Origin of the sequence: Bradyrhizobium sp. Bra64, from assembly GCF_024519875.1 — a bacterium.
Classification (GTDB): domain Bacteria; phylum Pseudomonadota; class Alphaproteobacteria; order Rhizobiales; family Xanthobacteraceae; genus Bradyrhizobium; species Bradyrhizobium japonicum_G.
This window is the reverse complement of the sequence record NZ_JALJRD010000014.1, coordinates 115,711-134,896: the sequence shown is the minus strand read 5'-3', so window position 1 is coordinate 134,896 and position 19,186 is coordinate 115,711. Positions and strand designations below refer to the sequence as shown.

General features: G+C 63.4%; 14 protein-coding genes. 3 read left to right on the top strand and 11 right to left on the bottom strand.

Features of this window, described 5'->3' with window-relative positions:
* The first annotated feature begins 101 nt into the window (after positions 1-101).
* Positions 102-932: an MlaD family protein gene (locus tag NR187_RS29585; protein WP_256808623.1), complete on the top strand. Its 831-nt coding sequence runs from the start codon at positions 102-104 to the stop codon at positions 930-932.
* 3 nt (positions 933-935) lie between these two features.
* On the opposite strand, the gene NR187_RS29580 is transcribed toward NR187_RS29585, so the two are convergent.
* The 9 genes from NR187_RS29580 to urtA all read right to left on the bottom strand — a co-directional run bounded on the left by NR187_RS29580 (position 936) and on the right by urtA (position 12,064).
* Complete coding sequence (locus NR187_RS29580; protein WP_256808621.1) at positions 936-3,932, bottom strand: autotransporter domain-containing protein; 2,997 nt, start codon at positions 3,930-3,932, stop codon at positions 936-938.
* A 371-nt stretch (positions 3,933-4,303) separates the two neighbouring features.
* Positions 4,304-5,344 (bottom strand): aliphatic amidase, encoded by a 1,041-nt coding sequence (locus NR187_RS29575; RefSeq protein WP_211384043.1) that lies wholly within the window; start codon positions 5,342-5,344, stop codon positions 4,304-4,306.
* A gap of 44 nt (positions 5,345-5,388) precedes the next feature.
* Positions 5,389-5,766 carry a zinc ribbon domain-containing protein gene (locus tag NR187_RS29570; RefSeq protein WP_211384042.1) on the bottom strand — a complete coding sequence of 126 codons (378 nt, stop codon included), beginning with the start codon at positions 5,764-5,766 and terminating at the stop codon, positions 5,389-5,391.
* 95 nt (positions 5,767-5,861) lie between these two features.
* Positions 5,862-7,091, bottom strand: a complete 1,230-nt coding sequence (fmdA, locus tag NR187_RS29565; protein ID WP_211384041.1) for a formamidase — start codon at positions 7,089-7,091, stop codon at positions 5,862-5,864.
* Positions 7,092-7,118: 27 nt separating this feature from the next.
* Positions 7,119-7,808 (bottom strand): urea ABC transporter ATP-binding subunit UrtE, encoded by a 690-nt coding sequence (urtE, locus tag NR187_RS29560; protein WP_211384040.1) that lies wholly within the window; start codon positions 7,806-7,808, stop codon positions 7,119-7,121.
* A gap of 11 nt (positions 7,809-7,819) precedes the next feature.
* Entirely contained in the window at positions 7,820-8,575 is a 756-nt protein-coding gene (urtD, locus tag NR187_RS29555; RefSeq protein ID WP_211384039.1) for an urea ABC transporter ATP-binding protein UrtD, read from the bottom strand.
* A 10-nt stretch (positions 8,576-8,585) separates the two neighbouring features.
* Entirely contained in the window at positions 8,586-9,728 is a 1,143-nt protein-coding gene (gene urtC, locus NR187_RS29550) for an urea ABC transporter permease subunit UrtC (RefSeq protein WP_256808620.1), read from the bottom strand.
* A gap of 17 nt (positions 9,729-9,745) precedes the next feature.
* On the bottom strand, positions 9,746-10,672 hold the full coding sequence (gene urtB / locus NR187_RS29545; protein ID WP_211384037.1) for an urea ABC transporter permease subunit UrtB: 927 nt from the start codon (positions 10,670-10,672) through the stop codon (positions 9,746-9,748).
* A 132-nt stretch (positions 10,673-10,804) separates the two neighbouring features.
* Positions 10,805-12,064 (bottom strand): urea ABC transporter substrate-binding protein, encoded by a 1,260-nt coding sequence (urtA, locus tag NR187_RS29540; protein WP_256808619.1) that lies wholly within the window; start codon positions 12,062-12,064, stop codon positions 10,805-10,807.
* A 167-nt stretch (positions 12,065-12,231) separates the two neighbouring features.
* Between urtA and NR187_RS29535 the strand changes: the two genes are divergently transcribed.
* Positions 12,232-15,603 carry an ATP-binding protein gene (locus tag NR187_RS29535; protein WP_256808618.1) on the top strand — a complete coding sequence of 1,124 codons (3,372 nt, stop codon included), beginning with the start codon at positions 12,232-12,234 and terminating at the stop codon, positions 15,601-15,603.
* Complete coding sequence (locus NR187_RS29530) at positions 15,587-16,513, top strand: response regulator (protein ID WP_211384034.1); 927 nt, start codon at positions 15,587-15,589, stop codon at positions 16,511-16,513. Before NR187_RS29535 ends, NR187_RS29530 begins: the two co-directional genes overlap by 17 nt.
* 242 nt (positions 16,514-16,755) lie before the next feature.
* Here NR187_RS29530 and NR187_RS29525 read toward each other — a convergent pair whose 3' ends face one another.
* Both NR187_RS29525 and NR187_RS29520 read right to left on the bottom strand, forming a co-directional pair.
* Complete coding sequence (locus NR187_RS29525; protein WP_211384033.1) at positions 16,756-18,258, bottom strand: NAD(P)/FAD-dependent oxidoreductase; 1,503 nt, start codon at positions 18,256-18,258, stop codon at positions 16,756-16,758.
* A gap of 125 nt (positions 18,259-18,383) precedes the next feature.
* Complete coding sequence (locus NR187_RS29520) at positions 18,384-19,142, bottom strand: trypsin-like serine protease (protein ID WP_211384032.1); 759 nt, start codon at positions 19,140-19,142, stop codon at positions 18,384-18,386.
* Positions 19,143-19,186: the final 44 nt, after the last annotated feature.

Sequence of the window (19,186 nt, the reverse complement as noted above, 5' to 3'; positions counted from 1 at the left end):
GTCGCGGAAGGCGGGTTACGCTTCCCTAACCTGCCTTACCTAGAATCGCGGCCATTCGGGCTCCTTCCAACTTTCCTGCTTTGGCCGTAGAATCGCCCCTGATGGCACGCGCGAGCAATCTGGTGATCGGAACGGCGACGCTGGCGGTGATCGCCGTGGCGTTCGGCGGCCTGCTCGGCATGCAGAAATGGCGCACCCTCCAGAGCCGCAGCCAGTTGCGCGTGGTGTTCGAGGGCGGCTCCGCCAGCGGATTGCGGCGCGGCGGGCCGGTCAATTTCGACGGCGTGCCCGCCGGCCAGATCCTGTCGATCAAGCTGGACAATCCCCGCAAGGTCGTGGCGCTCGTATCGCTCGATAACGCCGCGCCGATCCGCAAGGATACCGTGGCCGGCATCGAGTTCCAGGGCCTCACCGGAGTCGCCGCGGTGTCGTTGATCGGCGGCGCCCCCTCCGCCCCGCCGGTACCCCTCGACTCGGACGGCGTCCCGGTACTGACCGCCGATCTCAGCGATGCCGAATCCATCGTCGACACCCTGCACAGTGTCGACCGCACGATCGTGAGCAATGCCCCGGCGATCAAGGAGGGCCTGCGCACGTTCGAGACCTACACCGCCGGTCTCAAGAGCAAGGGCGACGAAATCGATTCCGTCATGGCCAAAGTCGACAGTGCCTTCGTGGGCTTCGACAAGGCTGTCACGAAGATCGAAGGCGTGGTGCCCGGCTTCGTCGACGGCAAGGCCGACGAGCTGTTCGAAAAGGTTCAGGGACTGCGCGAGCTCGCCGACACCATGAAGAAGAAATCGGCGAGCTACCTCGACGACATCCGTCGCTCGCTGCTCGACGTCAGCGAGGCCGCCAACAAGATGAGCGGGACGCCCACACCCGCCGCCGCACCGCGCCCGCCGCGCAAGCCGGCGCAGAAGAAGCGGTAGCGCCTACCACGCGTAACGCACGACGCCCTTGCCGGCATAGGAGCGGGTGACGTTCGAGAACTCGCTCTCGAAGGTCGCCGACGCGGACCAGCCGTTCATCCAGCTCATCTGTATCGCCGCCGTGGTCAATGCGGAATCGCGCGCCTGGACGGCCCCGTTCACGACGAACGCCGATCCCGGCAACGTCTGAAACACCGCACCGACGGCGCGGTCCGGATTGTAGTCATGGGCCCAGGCGACGCGGCCGCGCAAGGTCATCAGGCCGCCGGCCGCGGCGAATGACTTGTCCGCGCGCAGGCCGAGTTCGGTGCGGGTGCTAGTCATGTCCTTGGCGGCATAGTTGAGCGCAAAGGTATTGTTGCCGACCACCGCGAACTCCGAATAGCCCGGCAGGCTGAACATGGTGGCCTGGAGCGCTGCGTAGGGCGTGAGGCCGATCCACTGCGTGGCCTGGCGATAGCCGCCCTCGATACGGCCCGAGAACGCATTGGCCTTGAACTGCGCACGCAACTGATCGACCCCGGCAGCGGTGACGATGCGATTGGTCGTGACGTCCTGCCAGCCGTAGGCCAGCGCGGCCATGATGTAGGCCGGTCCCACAGTATGACGCACGAACGCGCCGGCCTGGAACAGGTCGGAGCGGCCCCAGCCAAGCCCGTTGACGTTGAAGCCGGTGCCGCCGCCGGCAAGCGCGATGCCAGCAATCGTCGAAGGCGAGAAGCGGTAGTCGAGACCGACGGCGGTGCCATAGACGCTGCTGGTGGTGTTGTTCGAACCGAGGCCGGCCTTGCCATCGGTGGTCTGCGAGCCGCCATAGCCGGCCGCCCACACGTCCCAGCGCTGCTCGAACGTCAGAGCCGGTGCCTTGCGAGAGATCGAGGCAAAGGCGTCGCGCGCGCTTTTGTCACGCGCGGCCTTGCCGGTCGCGGCATAGGCGTTCGCACTGATCTCGTCGGCGTATGGCGTCGCACCAGGCGTGCCACTGCGCCCAGAGCCGAACACGTCGGTGAGCAAGCCGAGGAACAGGTTCATCGCGTTGAAGGTCGTCTGCTGCGAACCCGTCGCCGGTTCGCCGGAAGCCTGCGTCAGGCCGTTCGGGCCGAGGCCTGCGAATTCGGCTTGCAGAAAGCCATTCGCGTTGAAGAAATTCTGAAGCGTCGCGGCAACGTTCTTCTGATTGACGTTGAGGGCGTACTTCGCGCCGTAGTCCAGCGTGAAATTGAGATAGACGGTGCCGCTGGGATCCACGGTCGTCGTGCCAATCAGGCCGCCGGGAGCGGCGACACCGGCAAAGTTGTCGGAGGCAGAGCCGGAAAACTGCATGATCTTGTATTGCGGCAAGATGGCGCTGCCAGCGTACAACGAGACGCCGACGGTGCCGTTCAGGCCAACATTGCCGAGAACATTGGCAAAGCTCGCGGTGGATCCGCTGCCGACCTGCACGAGGTAGACCGCACCGGACTGAAAGGCGAGGTCCCCCAGAACCAGCATGCTCGAGCCCGGACCACCGTCACCGGGCGCGAAGATGCCGCCGGCAGCGATGGTGGTATTACCGACGATCCCGGCGCCGAACAGCGCTCCGCCCGCGTTCACGGTGGTCAGGCTCGATTGGGAGATGTCGCCATCGACCCGCAGGATGCCGCCATTGACGGTCGTCGTGCCGGTATAGGTATTGGTGCCCGAAAGGACCAGCGTTCCGCTGCCTGCTTTTTCGAGGGAACCGGCGCCGATGAAACCGCACCCGCAGGGATCGTAGTTGCCGATGACACCGTCGACCAGCGTCGAGCGATTATTGCTACCGACGACGAGCGTGTTGCCACCCCCGATATAGTAGGTGCCATTGCCTTCGATCGAACCGGCCGTGATGCGGCCGTCACCGTTCAGGCCGCGGCTGATCCCGAAGTCAACGATGCCCGTGCCGGTGGTGATGAAGCGCGCGTTGCCGCCGGTGGAATTGTCATAGAACTTGGTCGCGCCGCCGTCCTTGGTGATGATGGTGGCATTGGCGGCCGTCGACAATCCGCCGAAAGCGGTCTGGCCGTCGACATCGTTGATGATTGTTGCGTTGTCGGCGGTCGCGGTGCTTCCCGGCACGGCGCCGAAGCTCGTGCCGCCAAAGTCCTTGTTGACGATGGTCGCCGAGCCCGCCGAGGCTTGATCGATGAACGCGGTGGTGCCGCCGTTCTGGTTAGTGATGCTGGCGGAGCCTGCATTGGTCCGGCCAAAGAAGCCGATCAAGCCGCCATCGTTGGTGATGGTCGCCCGGCCGGCCGTGGCGGTGTCGGTCCCGGTTCCGAACGGATCGCCAAAGTACAGCTGGCCCTTGTTGGTAATGACCATAGAGCCGGCGGATGTTGCGTTGAGAAACATCGTCGTGCCGGAGAAACTGTTCAGGAGCGACGTGATGCCCGACGTGTCGGCATTGACGACGTTGAAGAGACCGTCGTTGACGACGGCGCCGATGATGCTCGCGGTATGCGTCGGGTCACCAAGCTGCAACGCCGCGCAGGAGCAGATGAAAGTGTCGCCGGTATAGATATTTGCGCCGAGCAGCGCCAGGATACCGGGTCCCTGGACGTTGATCCCGCCGCTGCCGGTGATGCGCGAGGCGATCACGGCCGACGGATCCGCCGTGCCGGTGACATCGTTGGTGAAGAACGTGGTGCCGCCCGGGGCTAGCCGAAGGTCGCCGCCCTGGATGGTGTAGACCGAATTGTCGCCGGTGACGTCGAAGCCAACGAGGCCGGTGAGCTGGACGCCACTCGGCGCGACCGTCACGGTGCCGGCCGTGGCCGGCGTCAAGACTCCCGAGTAGCCGAATATCGTGCCGGCTGACGCGGGATCGTAGGCGCTGCTGGTCGAACCGAAGACATCCGTCCAGTTCGTGGTGGTGGTGTCCCACACCCCGCCGCCACCGTTGATGGCACCGTTCGGCGTGGTCTGCGATCCGTTGAAGACCTGCTGCGCTGCTACGGGATTTGTCGCGGCGGCCGCGCTCAAGGCGAGGCCAAGCCAGAATGCCGTGCGAACCGGGGCAACACCCCGGCGCGAGCAACCCTGCCCGCTCGATGGAAATCCAGCTCCCACGCTCAGCCCCTGCCCCCGGCGCTCTCAGCGGCGCCGCGCGGAACGTAGGGCATGGGTGCGGCCAGTAGAACTACGGCAAGGCAAGAATCAGCCAAGGAGGCTGCAACTTAGGCAGATTCAACAGCTCATGTTGCAACCGCGCCACGCGTTGCCGCGCCCGGCTCTCAATTCACGCGTGCGAAGGTGCACCAGGGGGTCCGGCCTTGTGTACGGTCGTTCACATCATTCGCGATGAAGGGCGGGTGCGCCAAACATGCTACCCGCCCTGCGCCATCCGCAACGGCTCAGTAATTGCTGGCCGCTGCCTCGTTCGGGATGCCCTCGATCGGGCACTCGTCGGTCCCCGGGGTCGAGCGGGTCATGGCCTCGACCATGTCCCGCGTCCCTTCCGGATCGGCGATCCAGTTCTTGTAGAAATCGTAGGGGCAGGCCGCAACACCGCGCGGGCTTTCGCCGGAATTGATCATGCCGGTATAGCCGCGGTGGACCAGCTTGTAGAGATGGTTCTGCGACTGGCCGTTGCGGCGCGCATCGCGGATCAGATGTTTCGAGAGCTGCGCGTACTGGATGCCGTAGTCTTCCTCGCCGCACTCGCCAAGCGTGCGGCCGTCGAAGCCGATGATCGCGGAGTGACCGAAATAGGAATAGACGCCGTCGAAGCCGGCGGCGTTGGCGACCGCCACATAGACATTGTTGGCCCAGGCCATCGCCTTGGAAATCAGGATCTGCTGCTCCTTGGCCGGATACATGTAGCCCTGGCAACGCACGATCAGTTCGGCGCCCTTCATGGCGCAGTCGCGCCAGATCTCGGGAAAGTTGCCGTCGTCGCAGATGATCAGGCTGACCTTCATCCCCTTCGGGCCGTCGGAGACATAGGTGCAGTTGCCGGGATACCAGCCCTCGATCGGCACCCAGGGCATGATCTTGCGGTACTTCTGGACGATCTCGCCCTTGTCGTTCATCAGGATCAGGGTGTTGTAGGGCGCCTTGTGCGGATGTTCCTCGTGGCGCTCGCCGGTCAGCGAGAACACGCCCCATACCTTCGCCTTGCGGCAGGCTTCGGCGAAGATCGCGGTCTCTTCGCCGGGCACCGCCGAGGCGGTCTCGTACATCTCCTTGGAGTCGTACATAATGCCCTGGGTGGAGTATTCCGGGAAGATCACGAGGTCCATGCCGGGCAGGCCGGCCTTCATGCCGACCAGCATGTCGGCGATCTTGCGGGCATTGTCGAGCACCTCGGCCTTGGTGTGCAGGCGAGGCATCTTGTAGTTGACCACCGCGACGCCGACGGTGTCGTTGCTGCTGGAAATATCGCCGTGAAGCATCTTGAGCGCTCCTGTATCTTGTTCGTGTTGGGTTGCCGCGCGCGTTAGTGGCTGATCATCCAGGGGCGCGCCGTGGGAAAGCCCTTTGCTCCGCTCCTGGTCTTGGTCACCAGCCGCGCCGGCTTCTTCCTGTCCGGCGCGCTCTTGTCCTTCACGGTCTTGCCCGACGAGCAGCAGCCGCAGCCGGGGCCATGCGAGGCCTTGTATTGCGCAAGCGTTTGCGGCGCATGCGTGCTGCGCTCGTTGACGGCGTGCGCCTTGCGGGTCTCCGCCGGCATGCAGAAGAAATTTGGTGCGGTCAGGATCACGCGCGGCGCCATGGTTTCACAATGCGGGCATTCCTGCGGGTCGTCGCATTCCGCCATCGGGCGCAGATCCTTGAACGGACCGCAATCGTCACAGAGATATTCGTAGACCGGCATCGCATCATCCCCACGCTGTTGCCTGTTTCGAGAAGTCCCGCGGCGGATGCGGGGCGGCAAATCCGTGCCGTCCCGCATCCCGTCGCGCAGGGAGACTATTTGTCCGGCGAGATCGGCATCTGGATATCGCCGGTGATGTGCTTGATGGGACCCGCCGCCGACGGCATGACGTCGAAGTCGAAGATCTCGGTCGGCAGCCACAGCGTGGCGCAAGCGTTGGGCACGTCGACGACGCCGGAGATGTGGCCCTGGCACGGCGCGGTGCCGAGGATCGAGTAGGCCTGGGCGCCGGAGTAGCCGAACTTCTTCAGGTACTCGATGGCGTTCAGGCAAGCCTGGCGATAGGCGATGTGGACGTCGAGATAGTGCTGCTTGCCTTGCTCGTCGACCGAGATGCCCTCGAAGATCAGATAGTCCTTGTAGTTCGGGGTGATCGGCGACGGCTTGAAGATCGGATTCTTGATGCCGTATTTCGCCATGCCGTCCTTGATCACTTCGACCTTCAGATGCAGCCAGCCGGCCATCTCGATCGCGCCGCAGAAGGTGATCTCGCCGTCACCCTGGCTGAAGTGCAGATCGCCCATCGAGAGACCGGCGCCGGGCACATAGACCGGGAAGTAGATCTTCGAGCCGCGCGAGAGGTCCTTGATGTCGCAATTGCCGCCATGCTCGCGCGGCGGCACGGTGCGGGCGCCCTCGGCTCCGATCTTGGCCTTGACGTCGCCCTTGGCGCGGCCGCCATGGGCGGTCGGCGCGAACGGCGGATTGGCAAGACCGGGCACGCGGGTCGGGTTGGTCGAGATCAGCTCGGCCTCGCGCTTGTTCCAGGTGTCCAGCATCTTCGGATCGGGCAGGCAGCCGATCAGGCCGGGATGGATGAGGCCGGCAAAGTTCACGCCGGGGACGTGACGCGACGAGGTGTAGAGACCCTTGATGTCCCAGATCGACTTCTGCGCCAGGGGGAAATGGTCGGTGAGGAAACCGCCGCCGTTCTGCTTGGAGAAGAAGCCGTTGAAGCCCCAGAGGCTCTCCTTCATCGGACCGACGTCGAGCAGGTCGACCACGAGGAGATCGCCGGGCTCGGCGCCCTTGACGCCGATCGGACCGGAGAGGAAGTGCACGATCGACAGGTCGATGTCGCGCACGTCGTCGGCGGAATCGTTGTTCTTGATGAAGCCGCCGGTCCAGTCATAGGTCTCGATGATGAAATCGTCGCCGGGATTGACCCAGGCCACAATCGGGATATCGGGGTGCCAGCGGTTATGCACCATGTCATTTTCGTAAGCCGACTTGGTGAGATCGACCTTGATCAGTGTCTCTGGCATCGAGAAGCTCCCCTTTTACACGGTTGGTTAGACGGACAGATATTTCGAGACCTGCGCGGCATCGACGGCATCGCGCGGATCGTCGCGCACGATCTCGCCGTTCTCGATCACCAGCACGCGGTCGGCGATGTCGAGCGCGAAGCTCAGCACCTGTTCGGACACGACGATCGAGAGCCCCTTTTCGTCGCGGATGCGCTTCAAGGTGCGCGCCATTTCCTTGATGATCGACGGCTGGATGCCCTCGGTCGGCTCGTCCAGCAGCAGCACTTTCGGCTTGGTCGCGAGCGCGCGCGCGATCGCGAGCTGTTGCTGCTGGCCGCCCGAGAGATTGCCGCCGCGGCGGCCCTTCATCTCCAGCAGCACCGGAAATAATTCGTAGATGTCAGCGGGCACTTCGGTCCCGCCGGAGACGACGAGGCCGGTCTCGATGTTCTCCTTCACCGTCATGGTCGAGAAGATCATGCGGCCCTGCGGTACATAGGCGAGGCCCTTGGCCACCCGCTCGTAGCTCGGCAGGCCGCCGAGCTCGGCGCCGTCCATGCTGACCGAGCCGCTCTTCGCCGGCAGGATACCCATCAGCGACTTCATCAGCGTGGTCTTGCCCATGCCGTTGCGGCCCATGATCGCCACGATCTCGTTCGCGGCGACCTTCACGTTGAGCCCGTGCAGCACCTCGCTCTGGCCGTAAGCGACGTGAAGATCGGAAATAGCTAGCATCGAGATTCTCCTCAGTGTCCCAGGTAAACTTCGATGACCTTGGGGTCGTTCTTCACCTTGTCCATGGTCCCCTCGGAGAGAATCTGGCCCTGGTGAAGCACGGTGACCTTGTGCGCGATGTCCTCGACGAACTTCATGTCGTGCTCGATCACCAGCACCGAACGGTTCTTGATGATGCGGTTGAGCAGTTCGGCGGTCTTGGCCCGCTCGGACACGCTCATCCCGGCGACGGGCTCGTCGAGCATCAAAAGGTCCGGATCCTGGATCAGCAGCATGCCGATCTCGAGCCATTGCTTCTGGCCGTGGCTGAGCAGGTCGGCGCTCATGTTCAGCCGATCCTGGAGGAAGATCATCTCCGCGACCTCGTGCACGCGGTCGCGGACGGCCGCATCGCGGGTGAAGGTCAGCGCGCCGAACACCGAGCGGCCGCGCGGATAGGAGATCTCCAGATTCTCGAACACCGTGAGGTCGTCATAGATCGAAGGATTCTGGAACTTGCGGCCGACGCCGGTCTTGACGATCTCGTTTTCCTTCATCCGGGTTAGCTCCTTGCCGCGGAACTGGATCGAGCCGGATGTCGCTCTGGTCTTGCCGCAGATCAGGTCGAGCACGGTGGTCTTGCCGGCGCCGTTTGGGCCGATGATGACGCGGATCTCGTTCTCATCGACGTAGAAAGAGAGATCGTTGACCGCCTTGAACCCGTCGAACGACACGGTCAGCGCTTCGACGGCGAGCAGGAATTCCCTGGGCTGTTGACCTACGAGCATGATGATCTCCTCACTCCGCCGGGGCACCGTCGGCGACCGAATTGTCGGTCCAGCCTTCGGGTTTCGGTTTGCGCGACGAGATCAGACGATCGATGCGCGGCTGCACATAGTCGCCCCAGATCCCCGCAAGGCCGTTCGGGAAGGCCAGCACGACGGTGATGAACAGCCCGCCCAATCCAAACAGCCACAATTCGGGAAAGGATTCCGACAGGCTGGTCTTGGCAAAATTGACCAGCAGCGTGCCGTAAACTGCACCAAGGATCGACAACCGGCCGCCGACCGCGGTGTAGATCACCATCTCGATCGAGGGCACGATGCCGACGAAGGACGGCGACATGAAGCCGACGTTGAGCGCGAACATGGCGCCGCCGATCGCGGCGAACACGGCGGCGATGCAAAAGGCGAAGATCTTGAAGTTCGCGACGCTATAGCCGGAGAAGCGGACCCGGTCCTCCTTCTCGCGCATCGCAACCAGGATACGTCCAAGCTTGGAGTGCCGGACGAACTGCGCGATCATGATGCAGGCGAGCAAGAGTCCAACTTCGAAGAAGTACAGCACGATCTTGGCGTGATCGGGCCGGATGTCCCAACCCTTCAGCGTCCGCAGATCGGTCATGCCGTTGATGCCGCCAGTGTAGCCCTGCTGTCCCACGATCAGGATGGTGAGGATGGCCGCGACTGCCTGGGTGATGATGGCGAAGTAGGTGCCGCCGACCCGGCGCTTGAACATCGCCGTGCCGATGATCAGGGCAAAGATGCCGGGGACCAGGATAATGGCGAGGATGGTGAAGGTGAGACTGTGAAACGGCTGCCAGAACAGCGGCAGCGACGTGATCTGATTCCAGTCCATGAAGTCCGGGATGCCGGGGGTCGACTGGATCTTGGTGTTCTCGACGCTCGATGCTTCGAGCTTGAGGAACATCGCCATGCAGTAGCCGCCGAGCCCGAAGAACACACCTTGGCCGAGGCTGAGAATTCCGCCATAACCCCAGCAGATCACCAGCCCCAGCGCGACGAAGGCATAGGTCAGATATTTTGCGACCAGGTTGAGCCGAAAGACATCCAGCGTGAGCGGCAGGACAACGACCAGGAAGACCGCGAGCACCAGAATTCCGATGAGCTCCGATCGATTGAAGAACCGATTGTCGGTCATGGCATCAGCCCCATTTCTCACTTGCGGACCTTGAGGGCGAACAGCCCCTGCGGCCGCAGCATCAGGATTCCGACAACGGCGAGCAACGTGAGCACCTTGGCCATCGAGCCCGACATGAAGAACTCGAGGGTGGATTGCGTCTGCGAGATCGAGAATGCCGACGCGATGGTACCGAGCAGGCTGGCGGCACCGCCGAACACGACGACGAGGAAGGTATCGACGATGTAGAGCTGACCCGACGTCGGCCCGGTCGATCCGATCATGGTGAAGGCGCTGCCGGCGACGCCGGCGATACCGCAACCGAGCCCGAACGTGTAACGGTCGACCTTCTCGGTGTTGATGCCGACCGCGCCGGCCATGATGCGGTTCTGCACCACAGCGCGCACCTGGCGGCCCCAGCGCGACTTGTACATCACATAGGCGACGCAGACGGTGATGAGGACGGTGAGACACATCACGAAGACACCGTTGATCGGCACCTCGATGCTGTCGCTGACGTGCAGCGAGCCAAGCATCCATTGCGGCAACTCGACGCCGACCTCGCGCGCGCCGAACACGGAGCGATAGGCCTGCTGCAGCATCAGGCTGAGACCCCAGGTGGCCAGCAGGGTGTCGAGCGGGCGCTTGTAGAGATGCCGTATCAGCACCCACTCCACCAGCATCCCCAATGCGCCGGACGCGACAAAGGCCAGGATCATGGCGAGGAAGAAATAGCCGCTGAACAGGCTCGGCAAATAGGTCTGGAAGAAATTCGAGGTCATCCAGGTGACGTAGGCCCCGAGGATCATGAACTCGCCATGGGCCATGTTGATGACGCCCATCTGGCCGAAGATGATCGCGAGCCCTAGGGCCATCAGGACGTAGACCGAGAACAGGATCAGTCCTGCAAAGCCCTGCATGACGAAGATGGAACCAAGATCACCAAGCGAATAGTCGCCGAACATCGATGTCCTCCGTCGGGGATAGGGTCCCGCGTCGCGAGCAGGTTCGCGACGCGGGGGTCTTGGGTATGGACTTGCAATCCACGCCAGGGAGCGGTGTGATCTTGAGGGAAGCCGCGGCTGACGCCGCGACTTTTACTGGTAGCCCTTGGGGAACGGATCCGGCTCGACCAGATCGGCGGTCTCGTAGATCAGCTCGAACTGACCATCGAGCTTGGCGCGTCCCACCCGGGTCTTCGACCAGAGGTGATGGTTTTCGTGGATGCGCACATAGCCTTCCGGCGCGCCCTTGAACTCGACGCCGGGCGAAGCCGCCGCAATCTTGTCGACATCGAAGGAGCCGGCCTTCTCGACCGTCAACTTCCACAGCCACGGGCCGAGATAGGCAGCCTGGGTGACGTCTCCGATCACGGTCTTCTCGCCCCACATCTTCTTGAACGCGGGCACGAAGGCCTTGTTGTTCGGATTGTCGAGAGACTGGAAGTACTTCATGCAGGCATAGGCGCCCGCGATGTTCTCGCCGCCGATGCCGTCGATCTCGTCTTCGGTCACCGAGATCGTCAGCAGCGCCTGCTTGGAGAGGTCGATGCCGGCAGCCTTGAGCTGCTTGTAGAAGGCGACGTTCGATCCGCCGACGACGTCGGTGAAGATCACGTCGGGCTTGGTCAGCTTGATCTTGTTGATGACCGAGTTGAACTGGGTGTTGCCGAGCGGATAGTACTCCTCGCCGACGACCTTGCCCTTCAGCACGTTTTCGACGTGCTTGCGCGCGATCTTGTTCGAGGTGCGCGGCCAGATGTAGTCGGAGCCGATGAAGAAGAACGACTTCGCGCCCTTTTCCTTCGCTATCCAGTTCAGGCCAGCGAGGATCTGCTGGGTCGCTTCCTGGCCGGTGTAGATCACGTTCTTGGACTGCTCGAGGCCTTCGTAGAAGGTCGGGTAGTAGAGCATGCCGTTGTACTGCTCCACGACGGGCAGCACGGCCTTGCGGGAGGCCGAGGTCCAGCAACCCATGATCGCCGCGACCTTGTCGTTGACGAGCAGCTTCTTGGCCTTCTCGGCGAAGGTCGGCCAGTCGCTGGCGCCGTCCTCCTGGATGAACTTGATCTTGCGCCCGAGCACGCCGCCGGCGGCGTTGATCTGCTCGATGGCGAGCTTCTCGGCCTCGATCGAGCCGGTCTCGGAGATCGCCATGGTGCCGGTCGCCGAATGCAGGATGCCGACGGTCACTTCGGTGTCGGTGACCGCGAGGCCCGTCGTATTGACCGCCGAGGTGGCCGGCGTCTGCGCAAAAGACGCCCGCGGCAGCATCGAGATGGCCGGTACGGCGGCCATTCCCATCAATAGTTTACGCCGGAGCGGCGATAACAGGCCCTTGTTTGCTTCGTCTGACATGAGCACCCCACTTTTGTTCGAGGACACGCGATTGGTCCTGAGAGGATGGCTCGAATTTGTGCACCGCAAGCATACGCAAGATCGCGTATACTGCACCGCAAAATAGCGACGTAGGCTTTTGGTACGGGATTTGCGAGAGGTCCGGCGAGTTCGGGAGCGGGGTTTCAGTGGCAGGGCGGCAGCGAATAGACCGCGTCAGGCGCCAGTACAACCAATGGGTCGCCAACCAGACGCTGGAAGACTACGCGCTGCGCTTCACCGCCAAGAGCGCGCGCCGCTGGTCCGCCGCCCGCGTCGCCAACACGGCCATAGGCGCGATCTCGTTCCTGGTGCTCGAAGCGATCGGCGGCACCATCACCCTGAATTACGGCGTCACCAACGCCGCTGCCGCGATCCTCGTCGTCTCAACCATCATCTTCTGCTGCGGCGTACCGATTGCCTATTATGCCGCCAGATGCGGCATCGACATTGACCTGCTCACCCGCGGCGCCGGCTTCGGTTATATCGGTTCGACCATCACGTCGCTGATCTATGCCTCCTTCACCTTCATCTTCTTCGCGGTCGAGGCGGTGATCCTGGCGACCGCACTGGAGATGTGCCTGGGGATTCCGCGTCCGATCGGCTACCTCATCAGCGCGGTCGCGATCATCCCGCTCGTGACCTACGGCATCACGCTGATCAGCCGCTTCCAGCTCTGGACGCAGCCGCTCTGGGTCGTCCTGCACATCCTGCCTTTTGCCGCGATTGCATGGGCCAATCCCCACTCCTTCACGGAATGGCACAAATTTGCCGGCGAGCACGGCGACCTCGGCGGACATTTTGATCTGCTGCTGTTTGGCGTCGCCTCCTCGGTGGTTTTCTCGCTGGTGGCGCAGATCGGCGAGCAGGTCGACTTTCTGCGCTTTCTGCCACGCGACCGCCGCACCTCCAGGGCGTCGTGGTGGATTGCGCTGATGAGCGCGGGACCGGGCTGGATCGTGCTCGGCGCGCTAAAGCTTCTGGCCGGCTCGTTCCTCGCCTTCTTTGCGCTGAGCCACGGTGTGCCGCCGGAAGAGGCCGCCGAACCCGCGCATATGTACCTGGTCGCATTTCAATACGTGCTGTCGGAGCCGGATCTCGCGCTCGCGCTGACCGGCGTATTCGTGATCCTGTCGCAGCTCAAGATCAACGTCACCAACGCCTATGCCGGATCGATCGCCTGGTCGAACTTCTTCTCGCGCCTCACCCACAGCCATCCCGGGCGCGTCGTCTGGCTGGTGTTCAACGTCATGGTCGCGCTGCTCTTGATGGAGATCGGCGTCTACAAGGCGCTCGAGCAGACGCTTGCGCTCTACTCCAACGTCGCAATCGCCTGGGTCGGCGCGCTGGTGTCCGATCTCGTCGTCAACAAGCCGCTCGGCCTGCGTCCGCCGCAAATGGAGTTCAAGCGCGCGCATCTCTACGACATCAACCCGGTCGGTGTCGGCGCGATGACGCTCGCGATCATCGTCTCGATCGCGGCGTTCTACGGCCTGTTCGGGCCGACCATGAAGGCGCTCGCGGCCTTCGTCGCGCTCACCGTCGCCTTCGTCACCGCGCCGGTGATCGCCTGGCTCACCGACGGTAAGTACTACATCGCGCGCAAGCCGAAGCGGAGCTGGGCCAACATCGAGTCGATCCAGTGCTGCATCTGCGAGCACAGCTTCGAACCCGAGGACATGACGTCCTGCCCCGCCTATGCCGGTCCCATCTGTTCGCTGTGCTGCTCGCTCGACGCGCGCTGCCACGACCTCTGCAAGCCACATGCGCGCGCGCAGGTACAGTTCGCCGACGCGCTCAGCAGGATTTTGCCGCAGCCGATCTATCAGCGGATCAACTCGCAGTTCGGCCATTACATCGGCGTGTTCGTCGTCTCCGCCGGCCTCGTCGCGCTGGTGCTTGGGCTGATTTATCTCCAGACCTCGGCGAGCATTCATGGCGAGAACACGCTCGTCTCCAACGTACTCTGGAAGGTCTTCTTCTCGCTCAGCATCATCATCGGCGTGGTCGCCTGGCTGTTCGTGCTGGCACAGCAAAGCCGCCGCGCGGCGGAGGCCGAAACCAAACGGCAGACCACACTGCTGATCCAGGAGATCGACGCGCACAAGCGCACCGACGCCGAGCTCCAGCGCGCCAAGGAGGTCGCCGAATCCGCCAACCTCGCCAAGAGCCGCTACGTCGTGGGCCTGAGCCACGAGCTGCGTTCGCCGCTGAACGCGATCAGCGGCTATGCCCAGCTGCTCGAGCAGGATTCGACGCTCAACACCAAGCCGCGCGACCAGGTCCGCGTCGTCCGCCGCAGCGCCGATCACCTCTCCGGCCTGATCGACGGCATCCTCGATATCTCCAAGATCGAGGCGGGGCGGCTTTATCTCTCGCGCGACGAAGTGCGCTTGAGCGAGTTCCTCGACCAGCTCGTCGGCATGTTCCGTCTTCAGGCCGCCGCCAAGGGCATCGACTTCGTATTCAGGCGGCCGCCGCACCTGCCGGTTGTCGTCTATGCCGACGAGAAGCGGCTGCGCCAGGTGCTGATCAACCTGCTGTCCAACGCGATCAAATTCACCCAGACCGGCAGCGTACAGTTCGTCGTGCACTATCGCAGCCCCGTCGCGGAGTTCGAGGTGATCGATACCGGCCCCGGCATCCAGGGCGACGATCTCGAACGGATCTTCGCGCCCTTCGAGCGCGGCGCGCTCGGGGTTTCGCAGCCGCAGACCGGTACGGGATTGGGGCTTACGATCAGCCGGCTGCTGGCCGGCGTGATGGGCGGCGACATCAAGGTCGCCAGCACGGTCGGCCGCGGCAGCACCTTCAGGGTGAAGATGCTGCTCTCGGAGGTCACCAATCCCAGGCGCATCGCGCCGGTGGAGGCTCCGGTCTCCGGTTATCACGGCGCGCGCAAGACCATTCTCGTCACCGACGACGACCCCGTTCATCGCGACCTGTTGCGCGAGGTACTGACTCCGCTCGGCTTCATCCTGCTCAGCGCTCCCGACGGGCCGGGCTGCCTGGCGCTGGCGCAGCATTGCCGGCCCGATCTGTTCCTGCTCGATATTTCCATGCCGGGCATGGACGGCTGGACGGTCGCGGAGACGCTGCGCGCGAGCGGCCATCACCAGGCGCGCATCCTGATGGTGTCGGCCAGTGCGCTCGAAGCCCACGGCACGCCGCTGGCGCAGCCCTTCCACGACGGCTATTTGATGAAGCCGATCGACATTCCGCGATTGCTGGAGACGATTCGCCAGCTCCTCAAGCTCGAGTGGCAATACGGCTCGGACGAGATCCTCGTGCCGTTGTGGCAGCCGGAGAGCGGCTCGCGGCCGCCGGTGCGGCACATCGAGGCACTGATCGGGCTTGGCCAGATCGGCTACGTCAAAGGCATCCAATTGAAGCTGGACGAGATCGGCAGCGAGCACCCTGAACATGCCGATTTCGTCGCGCAGATGCGATCGCTGGTCGACCGCTTCGACCTCGACCAGTACATGGCCACATTGAAAACATTGCATGCGTATGAGCACTGAGCCGAAAAAGCGCGACGTCGCGCTGGTGGTCGACGACTCCCCGGAGACGCTGCGGCTGCTCACCGACGCGCTCGACGGCGCCGGAATGACGGTAATGGTGGCGCTCGACGGCGCCTCGGCGATGCGCATCGTCGACCAGATCACGCCCGACATCGTGCTGCTGGACGCGGTGATGCCCGGCATCGACGGCTTTGAGACCTGCCGGCGCCTGAAGCGCGACGCCGGCCTTGCCAATGTGCCCGTGATCTTCATGACGGGCCTTGCCGAAACGGAGCACATCGTGCGCGGGCTGGAGGCCGGCGGCGTCGACTACGTGACCAAGCCGATCGTGATCGAGGAGATGCTGGCGCGCATCCGCGTCCATCTCGGCAATGCCCGGCTGACCCAGAGCGCGCGCGCTGCGCTCGACGTGTCCGGCCGCTTCCTGTTCGCGGTCAACCGCCAGGGTCACGTGCTCTGGGCGACGCCGCAGGCGCAGAAGCTGCTGTCCGACCACCACGGCACACAGGCCGACGACTTCGTCCTGCCGCCCTCACTGCTGCAATGGCTGGGGCAGGCGAAGGGCAAGGGCAGCGCGAAGTCGCAGACGGCCTCCCTGCCAGACAATCCGCAACTTCGGTTCTACTACATGGGCGAAACCGCCCCGAACGAGTTCCTGCTGCGCCTCTCCAGGGAGTCCGGCACTGCGCTGCCGCCCGAATTCACCAGCGAGCTCGGCCTCACCACCCGCGAGGGCGAGGTGCTGGCCTGGCTCAGCAAGGGCAAGACCAACCGCGACATCGCACAGATCTTGGGATTGAGCCCGCGCACGGTCGACAAGCATCTGGAGCAGATCTACGCCAAGCTCGGCGTGGAGAACCGGACGGCGGCCGCGGCGATTGCGGCGAATGCGACACGGCGGAATTCGTAGCGATACTGCGAATGAGTCGAGACGCAACCTACCCAAAAAACAGTGTCGTCCCGGACAAGCGCAGCGAAGCGGAGCGCAGATCCGGGATCCATAGCCACAGGGAGAAATTTGGCGAAGACTCGAAGTTATCAGCTCGTCTTATAACCACTCCCTGGGAGTATGGGTCCCGGGCTCGCTTCGCGCCCCGGAGACGACAGCGGAGTTTGTGGCAATCGCGACCGGCCCTCACATGCACGGCCCCCTCACCCGTACACGAACGCCTTGTCGTCCAGATCCGTCTTCGGAATCTCGTCCTTCTCGGTCCAGTAGTCCTGGCTGTGCTGCCATTCCGGCTTGTCGCCGCGCTTGGGCAACAGGTTCATGTCGCGCATGATGTAGCCCGGATTGAAGTTTTCCGGATCGATCCAGGGCAGGATCGGCATGTTGTGGTCTTCGGCGCGGAGCTTGACCTCGACCTTCTTCGTGCCCTTCGCCTTCATGTGGCCGAGCAGCCGGCAGACGAAGTCGGCGACGAGATCGACGCGCAGCGTCCAGCTCGCGCGGAAATAGCCGAACACCCACACCATGTTCGGCACACCGGTGAACATCATGCCGCGATAGGTGACGGTGTCGCCGAAGGCGAGCGGCTTGCCGTCGACCTCGAAGGCGATGTCGCCGAGTGCGGCGAGATTGAAGCCGGTCGCGGTCACGATGATGTCGGCCTCGAGCAGTTCGCCGGATTTGAGCTGGATGCCGTTCTCGACGAAGCATTCGATCTCGTCGGTGACCACGGAGGCCTTGCCGCTGGCGATGCCCTTGAACAGGTCGGCATCCGGCACGAAGGCGATGCGCTGCCGCCACGGCCGGTAGCTCGGCGTGAAGTGCGTCTCGACGTCGTAGTCAGGACCGAGCACCGCGCTGATCTGGCCGATCAGCTCCTTCTTGACCTGCTCGGGCTTGGAGATGCAGAGCTTCGTGAACGCGTCCTGCTCGAACAGGATCTTGCGGCGAACGATCTCGTGGATCCATTTCTCGTCAACCTGAAGCCGGCGCAGCTCCTCCGCGATCTCGATGGCATTGCGGCCTAGCCGGAAATAGGTCGGCGAGCGCTGCAGCATGGTGACATGCGCGCATTTGTCCGCGATGTTCGGTACCAGCGTCGCTGCGGTCGCGCCCGAGCCGATCACGACGACCTTCTTGCCCGCAAGGTCGATGTCGTCAGGCCAGGTCTGCGGATGGACGATGCGGCCCTTGAAGCTATCAGTGCCCTTCCATTCCGGCGTGTAACCTTCCGAATGGCGATAATAGCCCTGGCACATCCAGAGGAAATTGGCGGTGAAGGTTTTCGGTTCGCCGGTGTCGGTCGTCACCGCCTCGATGGTCCAGAGATTGTTCTCGCTCGACCAACTCGCGGAATTGATCTTGTGCTTGTAGCGGATATGCCGGGCGATATCGTTGTCGTCGATCACCTCGTTCATATAGGCGAGGATTTCCTCGGCGGTCGCAATCGGCGGGCCGACCCAGGGCTTGAAGCTGTAGCCGAAGGTGTGGAGGTCGCTGTCGGAGCGGATGCCGGGATAGCGATGCGTGGTCCAGGTGCCGCCGAACGTCGCCTGCGTTTCCAGGATGACGAAACTCGCGCCCGGAAGCTGCTTTGTCATGTGATAGGCGCTGCCGATGCCGGAGATGCCGGCGCCGACGATCAACACGTCGAAATGTTCAGAAGCCTGTTTGGCCGTAGCGTGACTGCGAACAGCGACATTCATTGTTGCTTCTATGCCTTGCTTATTTTTGTGGCCGCCCTTGTCCGGGCAACGCGTTTCCTCCGCAACGGGCAGCATCGCTCGTCGCGTTTCCGCTACAAAATGACATAGATCAATTCGCGGTCAAATCACAGCGCCGCACCCCAGCTCCGCGCGGTCTGCAAGATCCAGTCGCGATAGAGCGTGAGCGGCGTGACGCCGGTCAGCCCGCCGCAACCGGCAGCGCCGTTCGGGCCCGTGGACCAGCTGATGACGCCGACCAGCACGGCACCGTTCGGCTTGTCCTCGAACACGGGACCGCCGGAATCACCCGTGCACGCACCGATTCCGTCGCGAACACCGTTGGTTACGGGATCGACCAGCCGGATCTGGAAGGCGCCGGGCTGACCCGTGGCGACGAGCGCAGCGACACGAATCGTGCCGCCACTCTTGCCGTCACCGCGCACGGTGACACCGATACCGGCAACCACGAAGCGGCTGCCGATCCGGATCGGAATATTCGGCATGCCGACCGGCACCGTGGATTTTCCCTTGAGTGGAATATCGAGTTGCAACAGCGCCACGTCGGCGGTGGCGCGATGTGCCTGCATCGCCTGCATGTTGAAGTTCGGATGGATCGCGACGGTGCGCACATTCAGCAATTGCGGTTGGCCGTCGGCGCCGCGGTCGATAATCTTGTAATCAGCCCCCGGCTGCACGCAGTGGGCGACGGTAAGCACCAGTCTTGGCGCGATCAAGCTCCCGGTGCAAAAGTTGCCGCGCGAGCCGACGATGGTGACGACGGCGCGCGCGACACCATCCGCCTGCGGCGTGCCGCCGCCGACGATCGCATGGGCGGGGGCCGCGAGCAGCAGCGTGGCTATGATGAGAATGACCGGCTTTTTCATGGGAACACGCTCTAACGACGGCATCGGTGACGGCGAAGGATTGC

Bases quoted from the DNA above. Each gene is read 5' to 3' on its own strand.
- NR187_RS29585 (WP_256808623.1), top strand. From the start codon at position 102: ATGGCACGCGCGAGCAATCTGGTGATCGGAACGGCGACGCTGGCGGTG.
- NR187_RS29575 (WP_211384043.1), bottom strand. From the start codon at position 5,344: ATGCTTCACGGCGATATTTCCAGCAGCAACGACACCGTCGGCGTCGCG.
- NR187_RS29570 (WP_211384042.1), bottom strand. From the start codon at position 5,766: ATGCCGGTCTACGAATATCTCTGTGACGATTGCGGTCCGTTCAAGGAT.
- fmdA (WP_211384041.1), bottom strand. From the start codon at position 7,091: ATGCCAGAGACACTGATCAAGGTCGATCTCACCAAGTCGGCTTACGAA.
- urtE (WP_211384040.1), bottom strand. From the start codon at position 7,808: ATGCTAGCTATTTCCGATCTTCACGTCGCTTACGGCCAGAGCGAGGTG.
- urtD (WP_211384039.1), bottom strand. From the start codon at position 8,575: ATGCTCGTAGGTCAACAGCCCAGGGAATTCCTGCTCGCCGTCGAAGCG.
- urtC (WP_256808620.1), bottom strand. From the start codon at position 9,728: ATGACCGACAATCGGTTCTTCAATCGATCGGAGCTCATCGGAATTCTG.
- urtB (WP_211384037.1), bottom strand. From the start codon at position 10,672: ATGTTCGGCGACTATTCGCTTGGTGATCTTGGTTCCATCTTCGTCATG.
- urtA (WP_256808619.1), bottom strand. From the start codon at position 12,064: ATGTCAGACGAAGCAAACAAGGGCCTGTTATCGCCGCTCCGGCGTAAA.
- NR187_RS29530 (WP_211384034.1), top strand. From the start codon at position 15,587: ATGCGTATGAGCACTGAGCCGAAAAAGCGCGACGTCGCGCTGGTGGTC.
- NR187_RS29525 (WP_211384033.1), bottom strand. From the start codon at position 18,258: ATGAATGTCGCTGTTCGCAGTCACGCTACGGCCAAACAGGCTTCTGAA.
- NR187_RS29520 (WP_211384032.1), bottom strand. From the start codon at position 19,142: ATGAAAAAGCCGGTCATTCTCATCATAGCCACGCTGCTGCTCGCGGCC.